The sequence below is a fragment of the Stenotrophomonas sp. YJH_SMC_14-1 genome, from assembly GCF_059372275.1.
Genome location: NZ_JCAFVK010000006.1, coordinates 212,543 through 236,754, shown reverse-complemented (window position 1 = coordinate 236,754; position 24,212 = coordinate 212,543). Strand labels below are relative to the sequence as shown.

Below are 24,212 nucleotides of genomic sequence, written 5' to 3'. Positions count from 1 at the left end.
ATGAATCTGTTCGAACGCCACCTGACGCTTTGGGTCGGGCTTTGCATTGCGGTCGGCACGCTGCTGGGCCACTTCCTACCCGGTGCTTTCGCGGAGTTGGCCTCGGCCGAAATCGCCAAGGTCAACCTGCCGGTTGCCGCGCTGATCTGGCTGATGATCATCCCGATGTTGCTGAAGGTCGACTTCCGCGCAATGCGCCAGTTGCAGCAGCACTGGAAGGGCATCGGGGTGACACTGTTCATCAACTGGGCGGTCAAGCCGTTTTCGATGGCGCTGCTGGGCTGGCTGTTCCTGCGCCATGCCTTCGCGGACTGGCTGCCCGCAGCACAGATCGACAGCTACATCGCCGGTTTGATCCTGCTGGCGGCCGCGCCCTGCACCGCCATGGTGTTCGTGTGGAGCAACCTGTGCCGCGGTGATGCCAACTTCACCCTGAGCCAGGTGGCCTTGAACGACGCGATCATGGTGGTCGCATACGCACCGGTGGTTGCGCTGTTGCTGGGCCTGTCGGCGATCACCGTGCCGTGGGATACGCTGCTGTTGTCGGTGGGTCTCTACATTGTGGTGCCCGTGCTGGTGGCCGCGTTGCTGCGGCGCTGGATCCTTTCGCGTGGCGGCGAGGCGAGGCTGCAGCGTGCGCTTCGACGGCTGGGTCCGCTGTCGCTGTCCGCCCTGCTGCTGACGCTGGTGCTGCTGTTCGGCTTCCAGGGCCGACAGATCGTGGAGCAGCCGCTGGTGATCGCACTGATTGCGGTGCCGATCCTGATCCAGGTCTATTTCACTTCCGGCCTGGCCTACCTGCTCAATCGTCGCCTGGGCGTGGCGCATTGCGTGGCCGGCCCTTCGGCGTTGATTGGTGCCAGCAATTTCTTCGAACTGGCGGTAGCCACCGCGGTGGGACTGTTCGGCGTGCATTCGGGGGCTGCGCTGGCGACGGTGGTGGGTGTACTGATCGAGGTGCCGGTCATGTTGTCTGTGGTGCGGATCGTGAACCGTACTCAAGCCTGGTACGAGAGACGCGAAGAGCACTGACACACCGGAGTGCGCCGAAGTCGATTTACGTTCTTCGCCCCGCACTGTCGTCATCGGCCTGGTGGAGTGCCCGTACGCCACGTCATCAACTTCGACCCATGTCGCATATTCCCCATGCCGCTACGGACGTTGCGGCGCCTGCGTCTGCGACGGCTTAACAGCATGCAAAAATGCCAGAAGCGTCTTTGATCCAGCGTTGAATGCAACTCTTCTGATTGGCGTTGCGCAGCGACGGCGGTACAGATGGTGGGCCGCCGGAAAATGGGTGGCCGGGCCTCGAAAACCCGTTAGATCACGAACGTTGTTTGCGCTTGCCAGCCGGCGTCACCCCGCGTGGCGCCGGCTGGCATTCCGTCTGCCGGCTATGGCGGGCGGAACGTGGAGGCCTTGCGCCTGCCGGTCTCGTTCGTGATCTCCCGGTTTTCGAGCCACGTCTCCGCCCGCCACCTCTATGTGGCGGTTACCGTCTGTCCTGCACGGAGCCCTTGCCATGAGCACACACGAATCCTCCCGCCTGCGCGCGCAGTCCGTGCCCGCCAACGCGGACGCGCCCTCGGAAGCACTGCACCCGCACGATCCGCACGGTTTCATCGCCACGCTCGACCGCATCGGCAAGGGCGCCGCCGCCGACGGCCAGCCCTGGCCGGAACGTCATCAGATGCCCGGCCGCCGCATGGCCTTGGCCGACGCGGATTGCGCATTGACCGGCCTGCGAGTGGCGCTGGAAATGCTGCTGGCTGCCGAGCGCGTGCGCCAGAACGGACCCGACGAGGAGTACGTGGGCGACCGTGTGATGGAGGGCCTGATGATGGTCAGTCTGTCGCTGACAGCACAGGTCAGCGCACGCATGCGGCCGGAAGGGTGATACGGGGAACAACGCTCACTGCAACGCCGGGCACGGCCCGGCGCTGCGGCGCGCGCCACATCACTCGCAGAGTGCGCTGTCCTCCTTCAACGCGGCATCCTGCAGTGGCTGGCGCTGTTCGATCTGCGCACGTTGTTCCGCCGTCGGCTCGCCCAGCCACCATACACGGCAGCGCGCGGTAAGACGGCCAACCATCTTCGACTGATCGGGCGAATACAGCATCGCCAACGCCGTGCCGGGGCAGTCGTGGGCCTGGCAGGCGGTGTAGAACCACCACGGCTCACCCTGCAGCACTACCAGTTCGCCAGGACCGCTGGGCCCGCTCAACAGGCGTTCGCGCAGCGATGGAATCTCCTTGTCAGCGGATTCGGCTGCGGCCGTGTTCTTCATCAGGGCGTTGAACGCGGCCAGCACCTTCGGATCCTTGCGGCCGCAGTCGTCCACGGTATTGCCGCCCACCAGGGTGAAGAAATGCGTCGCCAGCGGGTTGTCCGCGCAGGTGAGTTCCCCGCCGGCGCTCGGGTCTTCCGGTTCGCCTTCGTTGTCCCACACCGAGGGGTCCACACCGTCTTCGGCGGACGGTTCCTTCTCGACCACCGCCGCCGCGGCGGCCGGTGCTTCGGCGGTCGGCGCTGGCGCCACAGCAGGTGCAGTCTCGCCAGTCTTTTCCGGTGCCTGTCCGCAGGCTGCCAGCAGCGCGGCCATCATCGCCATCCCTGTGATTCGCATCTTCATTCCGTGTCCTTGTCTGATCTGCGCTGCGTCCGCCGAATCGGCGGCCGCGTGATTCTAACCAGCGGCGCGCTAGGATGCGTCTGAAGCCTTCCCATCATCGCCAGGGCCTGGACGCATGCGCCGCACACGACTCGCCATGATCTTCTGCAGTGCCCTGCTGATGGCATCGCCGGCAACTGCCCACGATGCAGAAGGCGCGAAGCCCGCACAGCCGCTTCCCGATATCGCGCTGCCCGCACCACTGGACCGTGTACTGCGCGACTACGAGCAGGCGTGGCGCACGGGTGATGTCAAGGCATTGGGTGCGCTGTTCGCCGAGGATGGCTTTGTGCTGCAGAGCAACCAGCCGCCGGTGCGCGGCCGCAGTGCGATCGAGGCCGCGTATGCCGGCCAGGGCGGCAGCCCGTTGCGGCTGCGTGCGCTGGCGTATTCGATGGAGGGCAACACGGGCTACATCGTCGGTGCGTACAGCTACGGCAACAACGTGGGCGATACCGGCAAGTTCACGCTCACGTTGAAGCGCGTGGGGGATGGGCCGTGGCTGATCTTTTCGGACATGGACAACACCAGCGCGCCGCCACGGGCGCGGTGATCGGCGTTGCAGTAGATCCACGCCATGCGTGGATATGCAGCGCGCGTGATGCCAAGCAAGCTTGGCACCCACCAAAGCCTGTCTCCCGTCCGGCACCCGCGTGTACTCCCTGATGAAAAAACCCCGGCACGTAGCCGGGGTTTTTCGATTCACTTGAACAGCGTGTCCGGGTATTCCGGTTTCTGTTCCCGCGCCAGCAATGCGCGCAGGCCTTCTTCCGGCGTCTGCTCGCCATGCAGCACGGCACGCACGCGGTCGGAGATCGGCAGGTCGATGCCATGGCGGCGCGCCTGTCGCATCACTTCGTCGGCGGTCTGCACCGACTCGACCACCTGGCCGATTTCGCGCACGGCATCCTGCAGCGTCTGGCCACGGCCCAGGGCCAGGCCCAGGCGGCGGTTGCGCGACAGGTCGCCGGTGCAGGTCAGCACCAGATCGCCCAGGCCCGCCAGGCCCATCAGCGTTTCCGGCTTGGCACCGATGGCAGCGGCCAGGCGCAGCATCTCGTTGAGGCCACGGGTGATCAGGCCGGCACGGGCGTTGAGGCCCAGCTGCATGCCATCGGCCACGCCGGTGGCCACGGCCAGCACGTTCTTCATCGCGCCGCCCAGCTCGGCACCAACCATGTCGTCGCCGGTGTAGGCGCGGAACGCCGGGCCATGCATCGCCTCGGCCACCATCTGCGCGAACTCGGGCACGTCGCCGTGCACGGTGATCGCGGTCGGCAGGCCCTGGGTCACTTCCTTGGCGAACGACGGCCCGGTGACAACGGCCAGCGGCACGTCCTCACCCAGCACTTCGCGCGCCACTTCATGCAGGAAGCGGCCCGAACCGGGTTCGAAGCCCTTGGTGGCCCAGGCCACGCCGGCACCGGCAGGACGCAGCGGCGCCAGCGCACGCACGGTTTCGCCGAAGGCATGCGAGGGGGTCACCACCAGGATCCAGGCCGCGCCCTCCACCGCCGACGCCAGGTCGGTGGTGGCACGCAGGCTGTCCGGCAGCGGGATGCCCGGCAGGTAACGCGGGTTCTCGTGGCGCTGGTCGATGGCTTCGACCACGGCAGCATCGCGCCCCCACAGCACGGTCGGATGACCGTGCCGTGCGAGCAGGCTGGCCAGCGCGGTTCCCCAGGAACCGGCGCCAAGCACGGCGATCTTGTCAGCGGTAGTGCTCATCCGTGACGTCGCGGCAGGAATCAGGCGTTGCCAGCCGGCTCGGAGTCAGCCAGCGACGGTGCGTCGCCCTGCTCCTGGCGCTGGCGCAGGGTTTCTGCGTACAGGCCTTCGAAGTTGATCGGCTGCAGGAAGAACGGCGGGAAGCCGCCGGCCTGGATCAGGTCGCTGATCAGCTGGCGCACGTACGGGAACAGGATATTCGGGCACTGGGTGCCGAGCAGCACGTCGATCGACTGCGGGTCCAGGCCGACCAGGCCGAACACGCCGGCCTGCTTCACTTCGGCCACGTAGGCGGTGCGCTCACCGGCCTGGCAGGTCAGGGTCACGGCCAGCACGACTTCGAAGGCGTTCTCACCCAGGCGCTGCACCTGCTGGTTCAGGTTCAGCTGCAGCTCCGGCTGCACCTGGTCATTGAAGATGGTCGGGGCGTTCGGCGACTCGAAGGAGACGTCCTTGACGTAGATCTTCTCGACGGTGAAAGCGGGGCCGGTGGCGGCATCGACCGGCGCAGCAGCGCCGTTGGTGATCTCTTCGGACATTTCCAGTAACTCCAATGAATGCAATGAAAACGATGGTCGAATTACTGCGATGGGGGCGGGATCAGGCCCATACAAGGCCGGATCCGCCACCCGCGGCAATCAGTTGCGGCCCTTGACCAGCGGCAGTTCGGCCTGCTGCCAGGCGGGAATGCCGCCGTCGAGCACGTAGACCTTCTCGAAGCCGGCCTTCTTCAGCGCCTTGGCGGCGGTTTCCGAGGCGTTGCCGCTGCGGCACACCAGCACCACCGGCGACTGCTTGGCGTTGGCCACCAGCTTGTGGTCCGGGCCGAAGGCACTGGCCTGGGCGTTGCGGCTGCCGGCAATGTGGCCCTTCTCGAAGTCACCGCTGGCCGACAGGTCGACCACCACCGTGCCGCCCGCGTTCATCAGCTGGGTCAGTTCGGCGGGCTTGATGCCCTTGAAGCCCCGGAACAGGCGGCGGATCTCGGTGACGATGATGGCCACGGTCAGGCCGACCAGGGCCGCGGACAGCATCGGGTTTCGGCCTGCAAAGGCCAGCAACTCTTCGTAATTCACTCAGGTCACGGGTCGATTAAGCGGGCGCCGATTGTCGCACAAGCCGGACGCGGCCCGTCACTGCCCCTTCCACAGGTCCGGCAGGCCGGCGGTCTGCCACCAGCGCTTGGCCTCCGGATCCCAGCGCCAGCGCTCGACCACCATCACGGTGCGTTCGGCCTGGGTGTTCTGGTTGATCACCCCGATTTCGACCCGGCGCTCGACCAGGCCGCCTTCCAGCGCCGCGCTGCTGCGCTCGCGGTAAGACGACACGCGCAGCTGCGCGTAGCGGTTGAGCTCGAACTCGGTAGGCGGCTTTTCCTTGCGCAGCTTGGGGTCCAGATAGCCGATGGCATCGTCCATGCTGCCCCAGCGGATGGTGGCGCCGTAGGCGATCTGGGTCTCTTCCAGCAGCTTGCGCTGCTTGCGGCTCAGGTCGTCGGCCGAAGCCACGGCGCTGACCAGCAGCAGGGAACACATCAGGAACTGGATGAGGCGGCGCATCGGTGGTTTCCCCAGAACGTCAGCCTGCCATCCTACCCTTTGGCGAAGGCAACAAAGCGACCGCTGAACTCTGCGGCAGGCTTGCCATCGGCACCGGGCTGGGTGGCGATGATGCTGATGCGGGCCTTGCGGCGCTGGCGGAAGGTGTTCAGGAAGGCGTCCCAGCCGGTGGCCTCGGCCGCTTCGGCGTGGGCGTGCAGGTCTTCGTAGACCGGCGCCAGGTAGCGCAGGTTGCTGTCGGCCACGTAGACCTCGGCATCGTGGCCGGCCAGGCGCAGGCGCAGGCTGACCAGCGCCCAGCCGGACAGGGTCAGCACCGAGGCCAGGCTGCCACCGAAGGCGTTGCCCTTGTCGTTGACGTTGGCGGCCAGCGGCGCGGTGATGCGCAGCACGCCATCGGCATAGCCGTCGAGCTGGATCTGCATGGCGCGGACCGCCGGCATGCAGTCCAGCACGTCCTGCAGGGCGGCCAGCGAGGAAGTCAGAGCATCAACGGACATCGGAGCAGAGACCACGACAACGAAGGGCCCGCATAATGCAGGCAATGGCCGACCATACGATACCCACTGGCGCCGCCGGTTCCGAGCCGGGCTGGACCTTCATTTCGCTGCGACCGCAGGGCCAGAATTCCGCGCTGCGCCGCGCCGTTGCTGGGCTGGGCGGGCATGTGGTGGCCCTGCCACCCTGGCGCCTGCAGCGCTTGAACGGCATGCCAGTGGTGCGTCAGCTGCAACGCGCGCTGAACTGCGATCGGGTGGTGTTCACCAGCCCGGCCGCCGTTGCCGCAGCCGCGTCCCTGCTGCCACTGGCCGAGGCGCAACGCAGCCCGTGGCTGACCGTGGGCGAAGGCACCGCGCGCGCACTGCGGGCGCAGGGCGTCGGCGAGGTGCATGCACCGCAACGGATGGACAGCGAGGGCCTGCTGGCGTTGCCGGTGCTGGCCGAGGCGCGGGGCCTGCGCATCGGCCTGGTCACCGCGCCCGGCGGACGCGGGCTGATTGCTGCACACCTGCAGGCCGCAGGCGCCACGATCGAACGTGCCGATGTCTACCAGCGCCGCCTGCTGCGACTGCCCCCGCGAACGCTGGCGCGATTGGCGCATTCAGCACAGCCGTGGGTACTGGCCGTGAGCAGTGGCGAAGCGCTGCAGCATTTCTGGCAACAGCTTCCGCCGGCCGGGCAGCAGCGCCTGCGGGCGTCTGCCCGCGTGCTGGTTGCCAGTGACCGCCTCGGCGAACAGGCGCAGGCGCTCGGCCTGCAGCGCATCACACGCAGCGCCGGCCCCACCGCTGCGCAGCTGGTGGCCGCTGCACACGCCACGCTCACCGTCCCGGCAGCGACCTGAACAGGGACGTGGGTCACGCTTGCCGCTGTGGTCGGCAACAGTGATGCTGTGCACAACGCGGCCTGCCGGATCCTGACCGGCGACGTTGCCGACAAGGAAGCCCCATGAACGAGACTCCGCCCGTTTCCCCGCCCCGTCGACCCGTGCGCTGGCTGCTGCCGCTGGCCGGGGTGGTCGTGCTTGGCGTGGGCGGCTATGCCGGCTGGTACGTCTGGCAGCAGCAACAGCACGAACAGGAGGCGCAGGCACAGACCATGGCCGTGCAGCTGCAGGGCCTGGAGGCGACGCTGGATGCACTGCGCCGCGACCAGCGCGCGACCAGCCAGCGGCTGCAGGATGCGGCGACCACCAACCGCGTGCTGCGCGACGAGATGCTGGGCCTTTCGCAGCGCAGTGCGCTGCTGGAAGAGAACCTGGCCAAGCTGGCCGACAGCGCCAACCAGGGCCGCCAGGCGGTACAGCGCGATGAGGCCGAACTGCTGCTGACCCAGGCGGCGCAGCGGCTGAATTATGCCGACGACGTGGAAGGCGCGCGCCGCCTGTATGCACAGGCCGCCACCGCGCTGGCCGATCTGCCCGACAGCGATGGCCTGAACCTGCGCCAGGCATTGGTGCAGGAGCGCGATGCACTGGATGCGCTGGGCGCCGGCCCGCGCGTGCAGTCGCTGCAGCGGCTGGACGCCCTGGCCAGGGCACTGCAGGGGCTGCCGTCGCAGGTGACCGGCAACGCTGCGACCGACACCGCAAAACCGTGGTGGCAATCGACGCTGGCCCCGTTCGTGGACATCACCCCGAGCCGCCAGAATGGCCCGCTGACCGCCGCCGAACGTCGCAATGCCGACGACGCCCTGCAGCTGGAACTGACCCTGGCGCGCGCCGCGATCGAACGCGGCGACCGCACGGGCCGCGATACCGCACTGGAACGCGTGGAGCACTGGGCACAGCGGCGCTGGCCGGATTCACCGGCCCTGCGCGCGCAACGTGCTGAACTGAAGGCCTTGCGCGAGCTTCCGCTGCAGGCCAGCAACACCGTGCTTGGCAGCACCCTGCAGCAACTGCGCACCCAGACCGACCGGAGGTAATCCCGCATGAAACCCCTGCAATCCCTGGTTGTGCTGTTGCTGGCGGTGGCCATCGGCGTGGTGGCCGCGCAATGGCTGGGCGCCGATGACCTCAACCGTTTCGGTGAAGTAACCCTGCGCTACGGCGGTTACGACTACCACAGCAACCTGCCGAAGGTGGCGCTGCTGTCGGTGATCGCAGTGCTGGTGCTGTGGCTGCTGTGGAGCCTGATTGCCGCACCGTTCCGCGCCTGGGGCCGCTACCGCCGCAAGCAGGGCCGGGTGCGCCTGATCGACGGCCTGCAGGCCTACGAGCACGGCCAGTGGCAGCGTGCCGAGAAGCTGCTGGATGGCGCTGCCAAGGACCCGGAAGTGAGCGCGGTGGCGCTGGCCAATGCCGTGCGCAGCGCACAGGCACGTGCCGACGGCCCCGCCGGTGAAGCGCTGCTGCAGCGTCTTGGCGAGAGCGATGCCACCCTGCAGGCGCTGCTGCGCGCCGAACAGCTGCTGGCGCGCGATCTGCCGGTGGATGCGATCAACGCATTGGACGTGGCGGCGATCCAGCCGCTGCCGCCGCGCGGCCTGTGGCTGCGTACCGAAGCGCTGGCGCGTGCCGGCCGCGCACACGAGGCCTATGGCCAGCTGGGTGCGCTGCGCCAGAGCAAGGTACTGCCGGCCGAATCGAACAGCGAACTGGAAGCCCGCCTGGCCGCACAGGCGCTGCTGGAAGCGGCCGACGTCAATGCATTGGCCGCACAGTGGGAAGCCACGCCGAAGGCGCTGCGGCCGACCCCGGACGTGGTGGGCGCCTATGCCAGCCGTGCGGTGGCCCTGAACTGGGATGAGCCGGCGCTGCTGGCGCTGGAACAGGCGCTGGACCAGCGCTGGGACGACGAACTGGTCGCGCTGTACGGCCGTCTGCCGGCCGAGCGCCTGGCCACCCGCCAGGCCAACCTGGCGCGCTGGCGCAATGTGCATGATGGCTCGGCCGCACTGCATCTGGCGCAGGGCCGCGTCGCCCTGGCCCAGCAGCAGTGGGATGCTGCCGATACGTTCCTGCACGAGGCCATCGCCGCCGGCGCCGGTGCCCCGGCGTGGGAGGCACTGGGTGAACTGTTCGCGCAGCGTGGCGAGCACGCGCTGGCCGCGCAGTGCCTGGCCAATGCGCTGCGACTGCAGCGCGGCGAGGACAGCGTGGCGCTGGTGCGCGGCAGCGAGGCACCATTGCGTGCCACGGTGGAAGAGCAGCCGATCGCGGTGCAGCCGCCGGTGTATGACGCCAATGAAGAGCGCGACGAGTTCGGCAACCCGCGGTTGCCGTGAGGCGTGCCGACCAACGGTCGGAGCCCACCGGAGCAACAAAAAAACGCCGCCCATTGGGCGGCGTTTTCATGTGTGGAACCCGGTAGTCGCCAACCTTGGTTGGCGCGCGGTCGCAACGATCAGCGTTCGACGATCGCCACCACGCCCATGCCGCCGGCGGTGCAGATCGACACCAGCGCGCGGCCGCCGCCACGTTCGGCCAGCTGCTTGGCTGCGGTAGCGATCACGCGGGCGCCGGTGGCGGCGAACGGGTGGCCGGTAGCCAGCGACGAGCCCAGCAGGTTGATCTTGTCCGGGTCGATACGGCCCATCGGCGCATCCAGGCCCAGGCGGTTGCGGCAGTAATCCTCGCTCTCCCACGCACGCAGGGTGCACAGCACCTGTGCAGCGAAAGCCTCGTGGATCTCGTAGATGTCGAAGTCCTGCAGGGTCAGGCCGTTGCGCTTGAGCATCTCCGGCACGGCCACGGTCGGTGCCATCAGCAGGCCTTCGCCATGCACGAAGTCCACCGCAGAGACGTGCGCATCGCGCAGGTACGCCTGCGGCTCATGGCCGTGCGCACGCGCCCACTCTTCACTGGCCAGCAGCACCGCGGCGGCGCCATCGGTCAGCGGCGTGGAGTTGGCGGCGGTCAGGGTGCCACGGCCGGAGACCTTGTCGAAGGCCGGCTTCAGCGTGGCCAGCTTTTCCAGCGAGGTATCCGGACGCAGGATGTTGTCGCGCTCGACGCCACGGAACGGTGCGATCAGATCGTTGAAGAAACCGCGCTCATAAGCAGCGGCCAGCTTCTTGTGCGAGGACACCGCCCACTCGTCCTGCGAGTCGCGCGAGATGTTCCATTCCTTGGCCATGTCCTCGCAGTGGTCGCCCATGCTCTTGCCGGTGCGCGGCTCGGCCACACCCGGGAACTCGGGCTTGAGCTCGGAGAACTTGAAGCCGGAAGTGAGCGCGCGGATCTTGTCGCCGGTGCTCTTGGCACGGTTGGCGGCCAGCAGGCGCGCGCGCAGCTTCTTGCCGTAGACGATCGGCACGTCGGAGGTGGTGTCCGAACCGCCGCCGATGCCCGATTCGATCTGGCCCAGCGCGATCTTGTTGGCGACAGTGATGATGCTGTCCAGCGAGGTGCCACAGGCGCGCTGCAGGGTGATGCCCGGGGTCAGCGGCGACAGGCCGGACGACAGCGTGGCTTCACGGCCCAGGTTCCAGTCGCTGGAGTGCTTGATCACCGCACCCATCGCCACTTCACCCAGCTGCTGGCCGTGCAGGCCGAACCGTTCGACCAGCGCGCCCAGCGTACGGACCGACATGCCGAGGTTGCCGACATCCGAATACGCGGTGTTCTGGCGGCAGAACGGAATGCGGACGCCACCGAGGATGGCGACGGGACGAGCGTTGGGCATGGAGATACCTGGCATGGATGAGGGTGTCTGCAACATGGCCTGCACGGCGGAGCAGGCATAATGGAGCCAAGTGTAGCTGCCGCCCTGTGATGGGCCAACCGTGGAACCATGAGCAAACCCGACCCCGCGATGAATGCCCTTGGCGTGCTGGCCCTGGAACTGGCCGGCGGTGAAATCCCCCGCCAGGCGGTACTCAGCGCCGAACAGGCCGGTGAACTGGCCGATCGCGTCGGCCGCGACCTGTCCAAGCTGGTGCCGCAGGTGGCCGAGCTGGACCTGGTGTTCGCCGCCGCCCATTTCGACCCGGCCGAAGTGCTGCGCCCGGGCTGGCCGATCCACCGCCGCCTGGAAGAACTGCAGATGCGTGCCCCGGGCCGCAACCAGGGCCCGCGCCTGCTGGCCTTTGGTACCGACGCCCAGGGCGACGTGCCGCTACCGTTCCAGGCCGACGCCAGCCTGGTGGGCGGCGGCCTGCGCGTGGTGCCGTTCCTGCTGACCGGCAGCGACGTGGCGACGACCAATGCGGTGGCCGAGGCGCTGGAAGACACGCTGCTGGCCAACGGCATGGCCCATGCCGACACCGCGTTGATGGCGCAGAACACCTTCGGTGCCCGCATCGAGCACGCGCGCTATTTCACTGTGAATGATCTGGCCGCGATGATGTCGATGCAGTACGACAACCAGGGCCTGGCCGCACTGTGGCCGCTGATCGAGACCGCGATCATGGCCCCCGGTGAAGACGAATGGCTCAACGCCGCGCCCGAGCCGCTGCTGCGTTACACGCATGGCGAAGCACGCATGGCGCTGTTCGATCCGGCCGGCTGGTGCGCGCACTACGATTACGGCAAGAACGATTGCGACCGCCTGAAGGGCATCTACGAGCAGTTCCTGATGCGCCAGCGACAGATGGCCGCGGTGCTGGAAGCACATGGCGTGCCGGTACTGTTCGTGCACTGCGAGGCCGGCCAGGACGCGCGCGAACTGCTGGCGCGCTGATCAAGCCGCACCACGCGCCGCCAACCGGTTCGGCGGCGCGATGTGCCACCATTGCGGGCTTGTGCATGGATACTCATGCGCGATCAAGGACGAACTGCATGCTGTATACACTTCAATGCGCAGGGCTGACCCTGCTTGCCACAGCCGTCTGTGGCCTTCCGATCATGGCCCAGGCAGCGGCACCGGTTGCCGCGACACCCACCTGCACAGTTGCGCCGGCCTTCGCTGCTGCCGTGGCGGAGCCCGAGGTCTATGACAGCCATATCAGCTTCAGCAACACGGTCAAGGTGCAGGTCAACGTCGATGCGCAGGGCCGCGCCCACGATGCGCGCGTGCTGAACGGCTCCCGCAACCGGGTGCTGGATGATGCAGCCCGGCAGGCGGCCCTCAGCTGGAAGTATCAGTGCACGGGCCCGGGCGGCATCGCGCAACCGGTCGTGCCTGTTCCGGAACCGGCTTGCCGGCTGGACCGCCTGAGCTGGGCGGACAACGAACCCAGGTTCTCCAGCGCAGTGCGGTCCAGCGGTTTGCGCGGCTCGGCGGAAGTCTGGTTGCGCCCGGTGGCCGGCGATCCGGCAAAAACGGAGGTGAAGATCGGCCGGAGCAGCGGGGATGCACGCATTGATGACACGCTGCTCAACGCCGCACGGAACTGGCGGCTGACCTGCCCGCCGGACGCGCCCGTGAAGCACCCCTGGATCAGCTTCACCCAGTCATTCAACTTCGAACCGCGGCGCCAGCCAGCGGCCACGGAGGCATCAGAGCCGGAGCCAGATGATGTGGTGATTGCAAATGATGCCCTGCTGGAATTCGGCACCGTCGCCGGCTTCGTCGAAGCGCTGCCGAAGATGAAGGGTGTAGATCTTGCGCCGGATCAGTCGAGTCAGCCGGGGATGACGCTCTACAACACCAGTCTTGGCGCGATCATGCGGGAAATCGAGATGACCGAGGGACGGTTGAAGCCGGTGACCATGACCCACTGGCTGGTGATGGTGCCGCCCCACCGCACGGCACCGGCCGTGGTGCGCACCTTCAAGCGCGAAGTGATCGATGCCAAGACGGGCAAGGCCCACATGCAGACCGATATCTCGATCCTGTGTGAAAGCGGCCCTGCCGAATGCGCTGAACTGCGGCGGCGACGCGACACATTGCTGCGATCCCCCTGACCGCAGCAAAGGCAGCCGAGCATCGGCTCGGCTCTACAGGAAGGGATGCAAGAAAAACGCCGGCTTGCGCCGGCGTTTTCCATTTCCAGCAGGAGCGCGCTTACTGCGCCTTCTGGATCACCGCACACGCCAGGCGCGCGCCGGCATTGCCGGTCGGCTGGGTCTTGTAGTCATCCGCATCGGCGTGGACGATCAGGCCACGGCCGATGATGTCGAAGTCATCACCCTTGCCGATGTTGACGTTGCTCGACACCGGGCCGTCGATGGTGGCCACGCCCTTGTCGTCGGCCTTGATGTTGGGCATGTCGCCGCCGTGGTGCGGATCGGTGGCGACATTGCCGTGATCCTGCTTGCCCGGGTTGAAGTGGCCACCGGCACTCATGCCGTCCGGGGCGCTGCAGTCGCCCTTCTCGTGGATGTGGAAGCCGTGCTCGCTGCCCGGCTTCAGGCCGCTGATCTGGCCGGTCACGTGGACCTTGCCATCGACCACCTTGAAGGTGACGCTACCCTTGGTCTCGTTGCCCTGGGTCGGTGCCAGCTCGGCGCTGGCCGTAGCATCGGCAGCCGGTGCAGCCGCCGGGGCCGGCGTTGCAGCCGGTTCGGTGGTGGCACCGTCGGCCGGCGCGGCCGGCGGGGTTTCAGCCTGCGGCGCGGCCGGCTGCTGGTTGCAGGCCGCCAGGCCCAGCGCAGCAATGGCTGCGAACAGCGAAGTGTGGATCAAGCGCATGGAATCTCTCCCTGGATGATGCCTGCAGTGATCAGCGGACAACCCGGATCACGCCACAGGCGATGCGGACGCCGGCATTGCCGGCGGGCTGGCTGCGATAGTCGTCGGCGTTGGCATGCACGACCAGTGCACGTCCGGCGATATCGGTGGCGGCGCCTCCGCCAAGGGTAACGCCCTTGAGGTGGATATCGACGTTGGCGCGGCCCTGGGCGTCGGCACGCAGATTGTCCATGTCGCCCAGGTGGTGCTTGCCGGTGCCGGCGCGGCCATGCGCAGCGCCACCGGGATTGAAGTGATTGCCGGCACTGCTGGCATCCACCGCACTGCAGTCGCCGCGCTCGTGGATGTGGAAGCCGGCCTGCTGCATCGGCTGCAGGCCACCGATCAGGCCGGTGATGTGGATGCCGCCGGGCTCCACCATCAGTGCGATGCGGCCACTGACAATGCTGGCCGAGGCCGGCGCAAGATTGGCCTCGCCCTGCTTCGCTGCGCTGACCACGGTCGGCGGCGGCGGAGTAGGTTCGGTCTTTTTCGGCGCGCTGCCGCAGGCAGACAGCAGCACGGCGGCGGACAACGGCAGGATGGCAAAGGACAGACGCATCAAAGACTCCTTGCAGATGACACTAAGCGTTGCATCGTCCATGAACGATCAACAGTTCGGCAAGCGGGCGCGAGGATCGCGTGCAGGGGCCGTTCAATGGCCCCCGCGGCGGCGTCCGGCGCCCAGCTTGCGGGTAAGGGTATTGCGGCCAAGGCCCAGGCGGGCCGCGGCTTCGGCACGGCGGCCGTGGGTGATCTGCAGCGCGGCCTCCAGCAGGGCATGGTCGACCCGCTCGCGCACCTGCGCGTGCAGCCCTTCCACGCCTTCGGCCAGCTGACGGCGTGCCCATTCGGCCAGCAGCGCTTCCCACTGCCCTGGATCGGCGCTGGTGGTGCTGCTGCGACGACCGCGCGTACGGTTGAGCGCGGTATCGACGTCGGCCACGCCGATGGTGTCGGCGGCCGCCAACGCCGCCATCCGCCAGCACACGTTTTCCAGTTCGCGCACGTTGCCCGGCCAGTCGTGTTCGCGCAGCGCCTGCAGTGCGGCCGCGGTCAGCCGCTTCGGCGGCGTATCCAGCTTGCGCGCGGCGGCGGCCAGGAACGTACTGGCCAGCTGTGCGATGTCCTCGCGGCGCTCGCGCAGCGGTGGCAGCTGCAGGCGCACCACGTCGAGGCGGTGCAGCAGGTCGGCGCGGAACTTTCCTTGTGCAACCAGCCCTTCCAGGTCCTGGTGGGTGGCGGCGACCACGCGCACGTCGACGCGGATCAGTTCACGGCCACCGACGCGGAAGAACTCGCCCTGCGCCAGCACGCGCAGCAGCCGGGTCTGCAACGGCAGCGGCATGTCGCCGATCTCATCCAGGAACAGTGTGCCGCCATCGGCCTGCTCGAAGCGGCCGATATGGCGGCGCTGCGCGCCGGTGAAGGCGCCGGCTTCGTGGCCGAACAACTCGCTTTCCAGCAGCTCGGACGGGATTGCAGCGGTATTGAGCGCGACGAAGGGCCCCTGCGCGCGCGGTGATTCGCGATGCAGCGCATTGGCCACCAGCTCCTTGCCGGTGCCGGTCTCGCCGGTGATCAGCACCGCCAGCGGTGCCTGCGCCAGGCGACCGATGGCGCGGAACAGCGCGCGCATCGGCGGGGTATCGCCCACCAGTTGCGGCGGTTGGTCGCTATGCGCTTCGGCCGCAGGTGTGGCCGCCGCCAATGCCGGTGCGACGGCCGGCAGCACCCGTTGCGCCAGTGCCACCGCATCGTCCAGATCGAACGGCTTGGACAGGAATTCATGCGCGCCACCGCGGAACGCGCCGGCCGTGCTGGCTACATCGGTATAGGCCGACATCACCACCACCGGCAGCTGCGGCAGCGCGGCCTTGAGCTTGTCCAGCAGCACCAGGCCATCGTCGCCGGGCATGCGCACATCGGTGAACAGCAGCGCCGGTGGCGGGCTTTCGCTCAACGCCTGCAGGGCGGGTGCGGCGCTGTCGAAATCGAGGACCTGGTAGCCCGCCTCGCGTAGCGCGGTGCACAGCACGAAGCGCACGGCCCGATCGTCATCGACCACCCAGATGCACTGCGGGGACGAAGAGGACTCAGACATCGCGCGGGACCTCCTCGGCCGGGGCGGCGCCGCTGACGATCGGCAGCAGCAGAGTGAACACGGTATGGCCCGGGCGCGAGCGGTAGGTCAGCGTGCCGCGATGCTCGCGCGCCACCTGCTGGGCCAGCGCCAGGCCCAGGCCAGTGCCTTCGGCACGGCCACTCACCAAGGGCAGGAACAGGTGTTCAGCCAGTTCCTCGGGAACGCCACGGCCGTCATCGGCGATTTCCAGGCGCAACGCCAGCGTGTGCAGCTGCTCGGCAATGCGCACGCCATGCTCCACGCGGGTGCGCAGGGTGATGTTGCCGGCGCCGGCCTGGATCGCGTTGCGCACCAGGTTCCAGACCGCCTGGGTGAGGCGGTCGGCGTCACCATGGAATTCGGGGATGCTGGGGTCGTAGTCACGCTGCAGGCGCACCGCCCAGCCGGCTTCGCTCTCGGCCAGGCGCAGCACGCGTTCCAGCGCGGCATGGATGTTCAGTTCGGCATGCGGCGCGGCCGGGGCCGGCGACAGCAGCTGGTCGAGCAGGCCGTTGAGGCGCTCGATCTCCGAACCGATCAGTTCGATCAGCTCACGTTCGCCGGCGTCGCGCTGAGCGGCACGCCGCGCCAGCAGCTGCGCCGCGCCCTTCAGCCCGGCCAGCGGATTACGCAGTTCGTGGGCCAGCCCCTTCAGCGCCGCGCTGAGCGCGCTGGGCAGCGCCTGGGTGGGATCGAGTCCTGGGAACTCATCGACCGGATGCGCCTCCAGCAGCCAGCCGCCATCGTCGCGGCGGCTCATCCAGCCCTCGGCGAAGCGCGGCGCCTCGCCGGGCACCGCCAGCGCCAGCCGGTTCAGGCGCAGGCTGTCGCGCTCGTCGCGGGCCAGGAAATGGGCCAACGCCTCGCCCTGCACTTCCAAGGCGACCAATGGCCGACCCAGCAGGCGCCGGACGCTGACGCCCAGCCAGCGGGCGAAGGCCGGATTGCAGCCGGCAATGCAGCCATCGGCCCCGGCCCAGGCCAGCGGCGTGCCCAGGGCATCGAGGGACGGCGGGGGTGCGGGGTCGGACATTGCACCAATGTAGTGCAAAACGGGGGTCCGGGGTCGGATCCCATTCCGTCAGGAAAGGGCTCTGACCCCTGCCGCAGGTCGAGCAAGCTCGACCACTACCAGATGCGTGGCCGGTTACAGCTTCATGTTCAGGCCGACGAACACGCTGCGGCCCGGGGCCGGCGAGAACATCGGGCGGGCGCTGTCCCAGAAGAAGCTGTCGTACCAGGCGTAGGCGTACTGGCGGCCGGTGACGTTCTTCAGCTGCAGGTCCACGCTGAAACGCGGGGTGAGCTGATAGGCCGCACTGAGGTCGAGCACGGCGAAGCCACCGAACTTGCCGGCCACGTTGCGTTCTTCCAGGTAGTAATCGCCCTGTGCACGCGCCTGCAGGCCCAGCCGCAGCGCATCAGCGGCGCGGTAATCCACACCCAGATTGCTGATATGGCGCGGGGTGGCAGCCACTTCGCGGCCCTGCAGGGAAATGCCGGCATCGCGGTCGTCGCGGGTGATCTTCGCTTCCTGGTAGGCGTGCGAGGCCCATACCGTCCAGTCGTCGCCCAGTTGCAGGCTCAGCTGCGCATCCACGCCGCGTCGGCGGGTCTTGCCCAGGGTGACCGTGGTGCCGGTGGCCGGCATGTTGGATACCTCGTTTTCCGCGTCCTGCTGCCACACCGCCAGGCGTGCCTGGCTGCCGGCAAACGGCTGGAATTTCAGGCCCAGCTCCATGCCGGTGTTGGTGGACGGCTGCATCGGTGCCTGCCCGGGGGTGAGGTAGGCCGGCGCGGTGGACCCGGTCAGTACCTGGAAGGTGCGGCCCCAGTTCGCGTAGACGTGGGTGGTCTGGCCCAGGCTGTGGATGACGCTCAGCTTGGGCTGACCGATGGTGCCGTAGTCCTGCAGGCGTCCGCGGACGCCATTCATCAGGTGCGTGCTGCCACTGAAGCGATCGATACGATAGGCCGGCACGATCTTCCAAGCCTCGACCGGCTGGTAGACGGCCTGCACGTAGGCACCCCAGTTGTCGAAGCTGTGGCGATCGTTGTTCTGCACCCGCGCCGGCGGCTGGCTGAAATCGGTGGGTTCGGCGTAGGCGTAGCGCTCGCGGATATAGCCGTTGTCCTGCTGCTCGTAGTTCAAGCCGCCTTCGAGGGTAAGCGCTGGGCTGGCCTGCCAGGTCAGCGTGCTGAACAGGCCAGTCTGGCGCTCATCCCACACGCGGCGCTGACGCGGCAGGTTGCCGGTGGGCAGGTCGCTGAAGGTCACGCGGCGGTCGTCTTCATAGCGGTTGTAGTAGAGCCGCGTGCCGAAGGTGAGTGCGTCGGACAGCTTCAGGTCGACGTGCGCGGCGATCTGCCGCATGTCGCGGTCATCGCCATCATTGCCGTTGCGCAGCTCGCTGCCACGGCGGTGCGTGCGCAGTTCCTCGGCGGTCATGAAGCCGGGTTCGTCGGCCTCATGGTGATAGGCGCGCGCCGTCAGGCCCACGCGCAGCCCTTCGTCCAGCGTGCCGAAGAACCACTTGCCGCCCAGCGAGTACTTCTTCGAGGTGTCGTGGTCGCGATAGCCATCGCTGGCCTGGGTGCCAACAAAATAGTTCTGCGCGAAGCCATTGGCTTCGCGGCCAACCGCCAGCTGTGCATCACGGGTGTTGTAGCTGCCGTAGGCCAGGCGCGCATCGGTGTAGCTGCCGCCCTGACGCGTACCGAAGTTCACGTTGCCACCGATGTTGTGCAGCCCATAGCGCGGGTCGTTGGTCCCGCGCACCACTTCGATGTAGCTGATGTCCAGCGGGAACAGCATGTCGATGAAGCGCTGGTTGCCACTGTTGACGTTGCTGGGGATGCCGTCGATGAGGGTCTTGATGGCGTTGAGGTAGCCCTCGCCGTTGAAGGCGCGGAAGCTGACCTTGCCCGATTCGGCCCCCTGCCGCGTTTCGGTGAGCTGGATGCCGGGCATCTGCCCCAGCAGTTCCCAGCTGTGCGAGACGTTGCGGTCTTCGATCTGGTCCGCGCCGAGCACGTCCACCGAAGTCAGCACCTGGCGCGCGCTGAGCTGGCCTTCGCCATGCTGGTGCACCTGCACCTTGCCGAGGGTGAGCGCGGCATCGGCGGACTGTGCGAAAGCTTCAGGGGCGAACGGAGCGGCCGCGAGGGCGGCCACAAGGGTGGGAGTCTTCATGGGAAGGGGCGGCTGCGGTGAAATGTAATCATATAACATTTCACATGCCCGCTTTTGCAGCGTCGAGCAAGGCTCGGCGCTACAAGGGCGGGTGCCGGGGGCTGGGATTACACCGGGTAGCCGGTGGCTTCCCGTGCCTTCTTCCAGGCGGCTTCGAATTCACGCGCGGAGATTTCGTCGTCCTCGTCGAAATCCAGGAACGACACTGGCTGGTCGGCCAGCAGGAAGCGGTCGTCGCTGTGGGCCTGCTCGTCGGCCCAGACCATCTTGGTGCCGTAGATTTCCACCTGGCGCACGATCTTCTCGCCACGGGCTTCCATCAGCACGTTGCCCTTGCCCAGGCCCGATTCGGCCCAGTGCTTGTAGTACTTCTTTGCGGCGGACTTCGCGCCGGGTTTTGCGTTGTGCTTTGCGTAGGTCATTGCAGGGGTCCTGGCCGCAGGCGCGGCCGGAAAGTTCGGAATGGCGCCATTATCAGGCATCCGGGGTCAGAGCCCTTCCCTTTGGAAAGGGATCCGACCCCTGCTGGTTCAGTTCGGCAGGGGCACGCCCTTCGGCCACAGCATCCAGATATTGCCCTTCTGCTTCATGTCGCCGGCCAGCTTGCCGGCGGCATCGCCGCTGCCCCAGTACAGGTCGGCGCGCACCTCACCGGCGATGGCGCCGCCGGTGTCCTGCGCGGCCACCGGGCGCACCACCGGGGTGCCGTCCGGGCGCGTGGTGGAGAGCCACAGCAGGCTGCCCAGCGGCACCACGCTGCGGTCCACCGCCACGCTGTAGCCGGCGGTGAGCGGCACGTTCAGCGAACCACGCGGGCCTTCCGGGCTGTCCGGGTTGCGCACGAAGAACACGTAGCTGGGGTTGCTGCGCAGCAGTTCCGGCACGCGCGCGGGATTGGCCCGGGCCCAGGCGCGGATCGCGTCCATGGTGACGTCTTCCTTCTTCAGCTGGCCCTGGTCGACCAGCCAGCGCCCGACGGCGCGGTAGGGGTGGCCATTCTGTTCCGCATAGGCCAGCCGCACCTGCTTGCCATCGGCCAGGCGCACGCGGCCGGACCCCTGGATCTGCAGCAGCTGCAGGTCCATCGGGTCGGTCAGCCAGGCCAGCACCGGGGCGTTGGCGCCCTTGGCCGCGATGGTGCCGGCGTCGTCATAGGGCTTGAGCACCTTGCCTTCGACGCGACCGCGCAGGCGCTTGCCCTTCAGTTCCGGGTAGAGGCTCTCCAGCTGCACCACCACCAGATCATCGGGAGTGCCGTAGACCGGCACCGTCGCCTTGTCGGTGCGGGTCAGGCTGCCGGCATAGATCGGCTCGTAGTAGCCGGTAATCAGTCCGTCGGCCTGGTGGCCACCGGCACGCAGCGCATAGGCATCAAGGTCGCGCTGCAGGAACTGGCGGATCGCGGCCGGGTCCTTGTCTGACACCGCTGCGGCGGTGGCGCAGGGTCTGGCCCAGACGGCATCGTTCTTCAGGCGGGTGCAGCTGCTGCGCCAGGCAACGAAACCGGCCTGCAGATCGCTGTTGGAGACCGCTGGCAGGGCTTTCCAGTCGACCCTGGCGTAGGTGGCCGCCGGCGGTGAGGTCGGCGTGGGCGCTTCGGAACCCGTGCGGGGAGCGGTGGTGGCGCAACCGGCGAGCACCGCCGCTGCCAACAGGGTCCAGTGCCTGCGCTTGAAGAAGGTAGCGGAATCGATCATGCCGCCATGGTGGCGGGCCGGCCGCTGGGCGGCAACCCAGCGCGGGGCCAAGCGTTCATGCGCGGGGTCACGGCGTCTGCAGCAGCAGCGAGTACAGGATGCGCGCGTCTTCGGCATCCAGCGTCTTCGGCAGGTCGTCGCGGCCACGGAAACGGCGGTGGAAGGCGGCGACGGTGGCCTCGCGGTTGTCCAGCGAATAGCCAAAGCGGGCCAGCGCATTCCACGCGTCGAAACCCTCTGGCGCAGCACCGTCGGCCGCGCGCGGCCACACGCCAAAGCCGGCCTCGGCCAACTGCTGCCAGGGGAAGAAGCGGCTCGGATCCTGCTTGCGCGTCGGCGCCAGATCGGCGTGGCCAATCACCTGGCGCGGCGGGATGTTCAGGCGGGTGGTGAGGTCGCGCAGCAGCAGGATCAGTGATTCGATCTGCGCCGCACTGAACCGGCTGCGGCCATCGTTGTCGAGCTCGATGCCGATCGAAGCCGAGTTGAGATCGGTGATGGTGCCCCAGCGCCCGGCACCGGCGTGCCAGGCACGGCGCTCATCGGCGACCAGTTGATAGCGATGGCCATCGGCGCCGATCAGGTAGTGCGCACTGACCGGCCCACCACTGTTGGCGGTACGCAGCGTATGCAGGCTCTGCTGCACCGACTTCTGCTCGGTGTGGTGGATGACGATGATGAGTGGCGTGCGCGCGTTCTGGTTGGGTGACGGCACCCAGGTGGCGAGCGGGTTGTGCTGCACGGGCGCGGTGGCGGTGCAGGCCGTCAGGGCGAGCGCCAGCAGTGCGGAAACCAGAAGGCGGGGGCTGATCATGGACGGATTGTAACCATGGACTGCAGCAGTCGTTCGGCGCGAAGTGCCGATCTCCCAGACACCCCTTGGCCCTGAAACCGGATATTCGACAACCACAATTCGCCTAATGACCCGCACGAGCCCATAGAAACAATTGCACGCAAACACCTCGCCCGACACTAGACACAACCCCACTCTCCAATGACAACCAAAATAATCAAAAACCCACAACCTCAATCAGACCACAAAGTACCAATCAGTATCCGCAAACAACCAACATCAAACTATCACTTCAAACACCAATTCATCCCTGAAAAGTGTAAGTCTTGAAACTTCCGCAATGGACGCAAGGTCTCTCCGGGTCGTCGCTTCGCGAACTACTCCCGATATGAGGATCTCATCAAAGTATGAGGAAACACCACCAACCCATCCCCCCACTGCCTCATCAAGCAACCTTTCGAGACCAGGTGAACACACATCCATCCTAAGATCAGAAAATTGATGATCACGACTATCCACCAGAAAGCATTCCCTACCACGAACAACAAGAAAAGCCCTCAACGAAACCACACTTCCATACAGAGCCGTAAAATCAATGCAAGAGAATTTTTCGAAACTATCCGACATTAAAAGCCACCCACTTTCCATTAATAATTTCTTCGCCAGAGAATTTTCTTCCAAACTCATCATCGCAGTGCTTCAGAACTGCCCGCCTTCGCACCCTTCCCGAGGCCTCCGCTCCCTTCGATTATGGTAACAGCGCCATATTTTCGAAGCAGTACCTTCGAAAGTCCAAGCCCCAGCTCAGCTGATGATTCCTTCGAGAAGAGGCCGTACTGATCAATCGTCCTGTCAAGATTCCCGGCCTACTCCGCCAGTGCAGCTACAGTGTGTTCTTGAGGCAGGATATAGACCGGCTGGAGCCCCCACTCTCAAAAATCAGCTCACGATAGGCACGTCCGTTCAGGGAGTGGCCGAACGAGGAAAGCGCCTCGCTACTGTGACCAAGTTCATCGAACAGCCCAAGCACTCCGGGCCACGAGCCGTACTTGTAGGAGACGGCCGCATTGACAAACACCTGACACGCAGGGCTCGACGAGTTCGCGCTACACACCGATAGCAGCCCGTAGTCCATTCGCTCCGACAGTTGCTTAACAACATCACGCACCGTCTTCTGGCATGAAGTGTCGCCGCCGCACTCGTCGAGCTGCTGCTTCATTGCACGAGCCTGTTCTTCCGCAAGGAAGTTGTTCTCAACCGAATTCTTGGCAATCCCCGCATTCAACGTGATCCCAGCCAGATCCTGCGCTAACAAGCCACCCGCCAGTACTCCGACCGCGTGCGACAGCGCCAGCGCCACCTCCTTCTGTTCCGGGCTCAGCTTGGCGGGGTTTCCGCCGGTCAACGAATTGGTCAGCACTCTCGCGGCCAACTCGCCGCCGGTCGCGGACACCGCTTCGGTTCCCGCGCTGCCTCCATTGGCTTCCGCCAGCGGCGCACCCAACACCGTATGCGACAGAAAGTGCAGAGTCGCATTGGGATCGCTGCCGTGGCTCGGGTCCAGCTTGCTGCCGATGAAGTAAGCGGCATATGGCGCCAGTGCATTGGGCGCGACCTGACCAGCGCCCTGTCCCGCCACACCACTCACCAGCGCCGTCGTCACTGCGTTCAGTGCACGGTTGTAGTCATCGAGGCGCCCCACTTCCCCGCGCCGCTGTATGCCTGGCTGTCAGCCGCCGCCACCTTGCTGCGCACAGGCACCCGATTCCATCGCCCTCAATCACAGGCCGTGTTGACCTTCATCATTCGTCCAATCCGCGGCCAGATCAACATGTAGAAGGCACCCGCGGCCAACCCAATGAAAAGCATGATGCCAGCGCGCCTGGGAGCCCACTCAAGCCAAAAGGAAGGACTGGTCCAGACCTTTATCCAAGCGCCAGGAGAGAAGGCACCCTCGAACACGAGCCACGCCAACAAGGCACAGACTGGTGCAGCTACAACATGGCGAGCTTTGAGCCGCGGAAGAAATTTATCCACAAGCATAACCCCAGGCACACCGAAGATGAGGCCCAACACAGCAGCTATGGCGCAAACCAGCGATGCGAAAATTGCAGCCTGCGAAAGACTGCCTATCCGATAACTCAGCGGAATGCCTATGAATAAAGCCCCTCCAAGCGCGGAACTGGCAATCACGGACACAATCTTTGCCCCCAACTCACGCTCACTCACTGGCAGACCTCCACCATCTTTCCATCAGGGCCCCGGTAGCTCATGCGTTTCTGCCTCGAGGGAAAAGTACTCCAAAGCCACTGCAACTTGCCAATTTCGCTACCAATATCGCGCGTACTGGAACTCCACACTTGTCTATCGGCCCACGAATTCTAGTTGA

26 protein-coding genes are annotated in these 24,212 nt (G+C 66.6%); 8 read left to right on the top strand and 18 right to left on the bottom strand.

The features are described from left to right. Together arsB and AC5P9P_RS15235 are read left to right on the top strand one after the other, a co-directional pair. Nucleotides 1-1,032 (top strand): ACR3 family arsenite efflux transporter, encoded by a 1,032-nt coding sequence (gene arsB / locus AC5P9P_RS15240; RefSeq protein WP_495227066.1) that lies wholly within the window; start codon nt 1-3, stop codon nt 1,030-1,032. Between the two features lie 490 nt (nt 1,033-1,522). Continuing rightward, complete coding sequence (locus AC5P9P_RS15235; protein WP_111109053.1) at nt 1,523-1,897, top strand: hypothetical protein; 375 nt, start codon at nt 1,523-1,525, stop codon at nt 1,895-1,897. A gap of 60 nt (nt 1,898-1,957) precedes the next feature. Here AC5P9P_RS15235 and AC5P9P_RS15230 read toward each other — a convergent pair whose 3' ends face one another. Beyond that, the gene (locus AC5P9P_RS15230; protein ID WP_111109052.1) at nt 1,958-2,632 is read right to left on the bottom strand and encodes an Ivy family c-type lysozyme inhibitor; all 675 of its coding nucleotides are present in this window, start codon (nt 2,630-2,632) and stop codon (nt 1,958-1,960) included. 136 nt (nt 2,633-2,768) lie between these two features. Here AC5P9P_RS15230 and AC5P9P_RS15225 point away from each other — a divergent pair, with 136 nt between their 5' ends. Further along, nucleotides 2,769-3,224 carry a YybH family protein gene (locus tag AC5P9P_RS15225; protein WP_049402854.1) on the top strand — a complete coding sequence of 152 codons (456 nt, stop codon included), beginning with the start codon at nt 2,769-2,771 and terminating at the stop codon, nt 3,222-3,224. A gap of 149 nt (nt 3,225-3,373) precedes the next feature. On the opposite strand, the gene AC5P9P_RS15220 is transcribed toward AC5P9P_RS15225, so the two are convergent. The 5 genes from AC5P9P_RS15220 to AC5P9P_RS15200 all read right to left on the bottom strand — a co-directional run bounded on the left by AC5P9P_RS15220 (nt 3,374) and on the right by AC5P9P_RS15200 (nt 6,458). Then, complete coding sequence (locus AC5P9P_RS15220) at nt 3,374-4,399, bottom strand: NAD(P)H-dependent glycerol-3-phosphate dehydrogenase (protein WP_012478742.1); 1,026 nt, start codon at nt 4,397-4,399, stop codon at nt 3,374-3,376. Nucleotides 4,400-4,419: 20 nt separating this feature from the next. After that, complete coding sequence (gene secB, locus AC5P9P_RS15215) at nt 4,420-4,938, bottom strand: protein-export chaperone SecB (protein ID WP_005407596.1); 519 nt, start codon at nt 4,936-4,938, stop codon at nt 4,420-4,422. A gap of 99 nt (nt 4,939-5,037) precedes the next feature. Continuing rightward, entirely contained in the window at nt 5,038-5,475 is a 438-nt protein-coding gene (locus AC5P9P_RS15210) for a rhodanese-like domain-containing protein (RefSeq protein ID WP_005411869.1), read from the bottom strand. Between the two features lie 57 nt (nt 5,476-5,532). Continuing rightward, entirely contained in the window at nt 5,533-5,958 is a 426-nt protein-coding gene (locus tag AC5P9P_RS15205) for a hypothetical protein (protein WP_005407594.1), read from the bottom strand. A gap of 32 nt (nt 5,959-5,990) precedes the next feature. Next, complete coding sequence (locus tag AC5P9P_RS15200; RefSeq protein ID WP_005407593.1) at nt 5,991-6,458, bottom strand: YiiD C-terminal domain-containing protein; 468 nt, start codon at nt 6,456-6,458, stop codon at nt 5,991-5,993. Between the two features lie 35 nt (nt 6,459-6,493). Between AC5P9P_RS15200 and AC5P9P_RS15195 the strand changes: the two genes are divergently transcribed. The 3 genes from AC5P9P_RS15195 to AC5P9P_RS15185 all read left to right on the top strand — a co-directional run bounded on the left by AC5P9P_RS15195 (nt 6,494) and on the right by AC5P9P_RS15185 (nt 9,687). Continuing rightward, complete coding sequence (locus AC5P9P_RS15195; RefSeq protein WP_495232907.1) at nt 6,494-7,303, top strand: uroporphyrinogen-III synthase; 810 nt, start codon at nt 6,494-6,496, stop codon at nt 7,301-7,303. A 104-nt stretch (nt 7,304-7,407) separates the two neighbouring features. Beyond that, entirely contained in the window at nt 7,408-8,385 is a 978-nt protein-coding gene (locus AC5P9P_RS15190) for a uroporphyrinogen-III C-methyltransferase (RefSeq protein ID WP_012478740.1), read from the top strand. 6 nt (nt 8,386-8,391) lie between these two features. Continuing rightward, nucleotides 8,392-9,687, top strand: coding sequence for a heme biosynthesis HemY N-terminal domain-containing protein (locus AC5P9P_RS15185; RefSeq protein WP_012478739.1), 1,296 nt, complete (start codon nt 8,392-8,394; stop codon nt 9,685-9,687). Between the two features lie 119 nt (nt 9,688-9,806). Here AC5P9P_RS15185 and AC5P9P_RS15180 read toward each other — a convergent pair whose 3' ends face one another. Further along, nucleotides 9,807-11,102, bottom strand: coding sequence for an acetyl-CoA C-acetyltransferase (locus tag AC5P9P_RS15180; protein WP_012478738.1), 1,296 nt, complete (start codon nt 11,100-11,102; stop codon nt 9,807-9,809). Between the two features lie 93 nt (nt 11,103-11,195). Here AC5P9P_RS15180 and AC5P9P_RS15175 point away from each other — a divergent pair, with 93 nt between their 5' ends. Further along, a complete protein-coding gene (locus AC5P9P_RS15175; RefSeq protein WP_033834616.1) occupies nt 11,196-12,083 on the top strand; it encodes a hypothetical protein in 888 nt (295 codons plus the stop codon). A 98-nt stretch (nt 12,084-12,181) separates the two neighbouring features. Continuing rightward, nucleotides 12,182-13,249, top strand: coding sequence for a TonB family protein (locus AC5P9P_RS15170; protein WP_229295647.1), 1,068 nt, complete (start codon nt 12,182-12,184; stop codon nt 13,247-13,249). Between the two features lie 100 nt (nt 13,250-13,349). Here AC5P9P_RS15170 and AC5P9P_RS15165 read toward each other — a convergent pair whose 3' ends face one another. The 11 genes from AC5P9P_RS15165 to AC5P9P_RS15115 all read right to left on the bottom strand — a co-directional run bounded on the left by AC5P9P_RS15165 (nt 13,350) and on the right by AC5P9P_RS15115 (nt 24,052). Next, the gene (locus tag AC5P9P_RS15165; RefSeq protein WP_012478735.1) at nt 13,350-13,976 is read right to left on the bottom strand and encodes a superoxide dismutase family protein; all 627 of its coding nucleotides are present in this window, start codon (nt 13,974-13,976) and stop codon (nt 13,350-13,352) included. Nucleotides 13,977-14,007: 31 nt separating this feature from the next. After that, on the bottom strand, nt 14,008-14,577 hold the full coding sequence (locus AC5P9P_RS15160) for a superoxide dismutase family protein (RefSeq protein WP_005407586.1): 570 nt from the start codon (nt 14,575-14,577) through the stop codon (nt 14,008-14,010). A gap of 93 nt (nt 14,578-14,670) precedes the next feature. Continuing rightward, nucleotides 14,671-16,119: a nitrogen regulation protein NR(I) gene (ntrC, locus tag AC5P9P_RS15155; protein ID WP_033834614.1), complete on the bottom strand. Its 1,449-nt coding sequence runs from the start codon at nt 16,117-16,119 to the stop codon at nt 14,671-14,673. Then, complete coding sequence (locus AC5P9P_RS15150) at nt 16,112-17,173, bottom strand: two-component system sensor histidine kinase NtrB (RefSeq protein ID WP_033834635.1); 1,062 nt, start codon at nt 17,171-17,173, stop codon at nt 16,112-16,114. The genes ntrC and AC5P9P_RS15150 overlap by 8 nt, the downstream gene beginning before the upstream one ends. Before the next feature lie 114 nt (nt 17,174-17,287). Then, on the bottom strand, nt 17,288-19,333 hold the full coding sequence (locus AC5P9P_RS15145; protein ID WP_049402858.1) for a TonB-dependent receptor: 2,046 nt from the start codon (nt 19,331-19,333) through the stop codon (nt 17,288-17,290). A 107-nt stretch (nt 19,334-19,440) separates the two neighbouring features. Beyond that, entirely contained in the window at nt 19,441-19,755 is a 315-nt protein-coding gene (locus AC5P9P_RS15140; protein ID WP_049402859.1) for a hypothetical protein, read from the bottom strand. Between the two features lie 108 nt (nt 19,756-19,863). Further along, a complete protein-coding gene (gene mltA, locus AC5P9P_RS15135) occupies nt 19,864-21,030 on the bottom strand; it encodes a murein transglycosylase A (protein WP_049402885.1) in 1,167 nt (388 codons plus the stop codon). A gap of 67 nt (nt 21,031-21,097) precedes the next feature. Then, nucleotides 21,098-21,844: an N-acetylmuramoyl-L-alanine amidase gene (locus AC5P9P_RS15130; RefSeq protein ID WP_033834611.1), complete on the bottom strand. Its 747-nt coding sequence runs from the start codon at nt 21,842-21,844 to the stop codon at nt 21,098-21,100. Nucleotides 21,845-22,102: 258 nt separating this feature from the next. Further along, nucleotides 22,103-22,510, bottom strand: coding sequence for a hypothetical protein (locus AC5P9P_RS15125; RefSeq protein WP_141097868.1), 408 nt, complete (start codon nt 22,508-22,510; stop codon nt 22,103-22,105). A 196-nt stretch (nt 22,511-22,706) separates the two neighbouring features. Next, the gene (locus AC5P9P_RS15120) at nt 22,707-23,525 is read right to left on the bottom strand and encodes a VENN motif pre-toxin domain-containing protein (protein WP_053451608.1); all 819 of its coding nucleotides are present in this window, start codon (nt 23,523-23,525) and stop codon (nt 22,707-22,709) included. A gap of 74 nt (nt 23,526-23,599) precedes the next feature. After that, nucleotides 23,600-24,052 carry a hypothetical protein gene (locus AC5P9P_RS15115; protein WP_495232906.1) on the bottom strand — a complete coding sequence of 151 codons (453 nt, stop codon included), beginning with the start codon at nt 24,050-24,052 and terminating at the stop codon, nt 23,600-23,602. Nucleotides 24,053-24,212 lie beyond the last annotated feature (160 nt).

What these genes read in the sequence shown, in the direction of transcription:
- AC5P9P_RS15190 (WP_012478740.1), top strand. Translation starts at nt 7,408, where the DNA reads ATGAACGAGACTCCGCCCGTTTCCCCGCCCCGTCGACCCGTGCGCTGG.
- AC5P9P_RS15130 (WP_033834611.1), bottom strand. Translation starts at nt 21,844, where the DNA reads ATGATCAGCCCCCGCCTTCTGGTTTCCGCACTGCTGGCGCTCGCCCTG.
- AC5P9P_RS15170 (WP_229295647.1), top strand. Translation starts at nt 12,182, where the DNA reads ATGCTGTATACACTTCAATGCGCAGGGCTGACCCTGCTTGCCACAGCC.
- AC5P9P_RS15225 (WP_049402854.1), top strand. Translation starts at nt 2,769, where the DNA reads ATGATCTTCTGCAGTGCCCTGCTGATGGCATCGCCGGCAACTGCCCAC.
- AC5P9P_RS15160 (WP_005407586.1), bottom strand. Translation starts at nt 14,577, where the DNA reads ATGCGTCTGTCCTTTGCCATCCTGCCGTTGTCCGCCGCCGTGCTGCTG.
- ntrC (WP_033834614.1), bottom strand. Translation starts at nt 16,119, where the DNA reads ATGTCTGAGTCCTCTTCGTCCCCGCAGTGCATCTGGGTGGTCGATGAC.
- secB (WP_005407596.1), bottom strand. Translation starts at nt 4,938, where the DNA reads ATGTCCGAAGAGATCACCAACGGCGCTGCTGCGCCGGTCGATGCCGCC.
- AC5P9P_RS15140 (WP_049402859.1), bottom strand. Translation starts at nt 19,755, where the DNA reads ATGACCTACGCAAAGCACAACGCAAAACCCGGCGCGAAGTCCGCCGCA.
- mltA (WP_049402885.1), bottom strand. Translation starts at nt 21,030, where the DNA reads ATGATCGATTCCGCTACCTTCTTCAAGCGCAGGCACTGGACCCTGTTG.
- AC5P9P_RS15180 (WP_012478738.1), bottom strand. Translation starts at nt 11,102, where the DNA reads ATGCCAGGTATCTCCATGCCCAACGCTCGTCCCGTCGCCATCCTCGGT.
- AC5P9P_RS15200 (WP_005407593.1), bottom strand. Translation starts at nt 6,458, where the DNA reads ATGTCCGTTGATGCTCTGACTTCCTCGCTGGCCGCCCTGCAGGACGTG.
- arsB (WP_495227066.1), top strand. Translation starts at nt 1, where the DNA reads ATGAATCTGTTCGAACGCCACCTGACGCTTTGGGTCGGGCTTTGCATT.
- AC5P9P_RS15235 (WP_111109053.1), top strand. Translation starts at nt 1,523, where the DNA reads ATGAGCACACACGAATCCTCCCGCCTGCGCGCGCAGTCCGTGCCCGCC.
- AC5P9P_RS15205 (WP_005407594.1), bottom strand. Translation starts at nt 5,958, where the DNA reads ATGCGCCGCCTCATCCAGTTCCTGATGTGTTCCCTGCTGCTGGTCAGC.
- AC5P9P_RS15195 (WP_495232907.1), top strand. Translation starts at nt 6,494, where the DNA reads ATGCAGGCAATGGCCGACCATACGATACCCACTGGCGCCGCCGGTTCC.
- AC5P9P_RS15145 (WP_049402858.1), bottom strand. Translation starts at nt 19,333, where the DNA reads ATGAAGACTCCCACCCTTGTGGCCGCCCTCGCGGCCGCTCCGTTCGCC.
- AC5P9P_RS15125 (WP_141097868.1), bottom strand. Translation starts at nt 22,510, where the DNA reads ATGAGTTTGGAAGAAAATTCTCTGGCGAAGAAATTATTAATGGAAAGT.
- AC5P9P_RS15165 (WP_012478735.1), bottom strand. Translation starts at nt 13,976, where the DNA reads ATGCGCTTGATCCACACTTCGCTGTTCGCAGCCATTGCTGCGCTGGGC.
- AC5P9P_RS15230 (WP_111109052.1), bottom strand. Translation starts at nt 2,632, where the DNA reads ATGAAGATGCGAATCACAGGGATGGCGATGATGGCCGCGCTGCTGGCA.
- AC5P9P_RS15220 (WP_012478742.1), bottom strand. Translation starts at nt 4,399, where the DNA reads ATGAGCACTACCGCTGACAAGATCGCCGTGCTTGGCGCCGGTTCCTGG.
- AC5P9P_RS15175 (WP_033834616.1), top strand. Translation starts at nt 11,196, where the DNA reads ATGAGCAAACCCGACCCCGCGATGAATGCCCTTGGCGTGCTGGCCCTG.
- AC5P9P_RS15150 (WP_033834635.1), bottom strand. Translation starts at nt 17,173, where the DNA reads ATGTCCGACCCCGCACCCCCGCCGTCCCTCGATGCCCTGGGCACGCCG.
- AC5P9P_RS15185 (WP_012478739.1), top strand. Translation starts at nt 8,392, where the DNA reads ATGAAACCCCTGCAATCCCTGGTTGTGCTGTTGCTGGCGGTGGCCATC.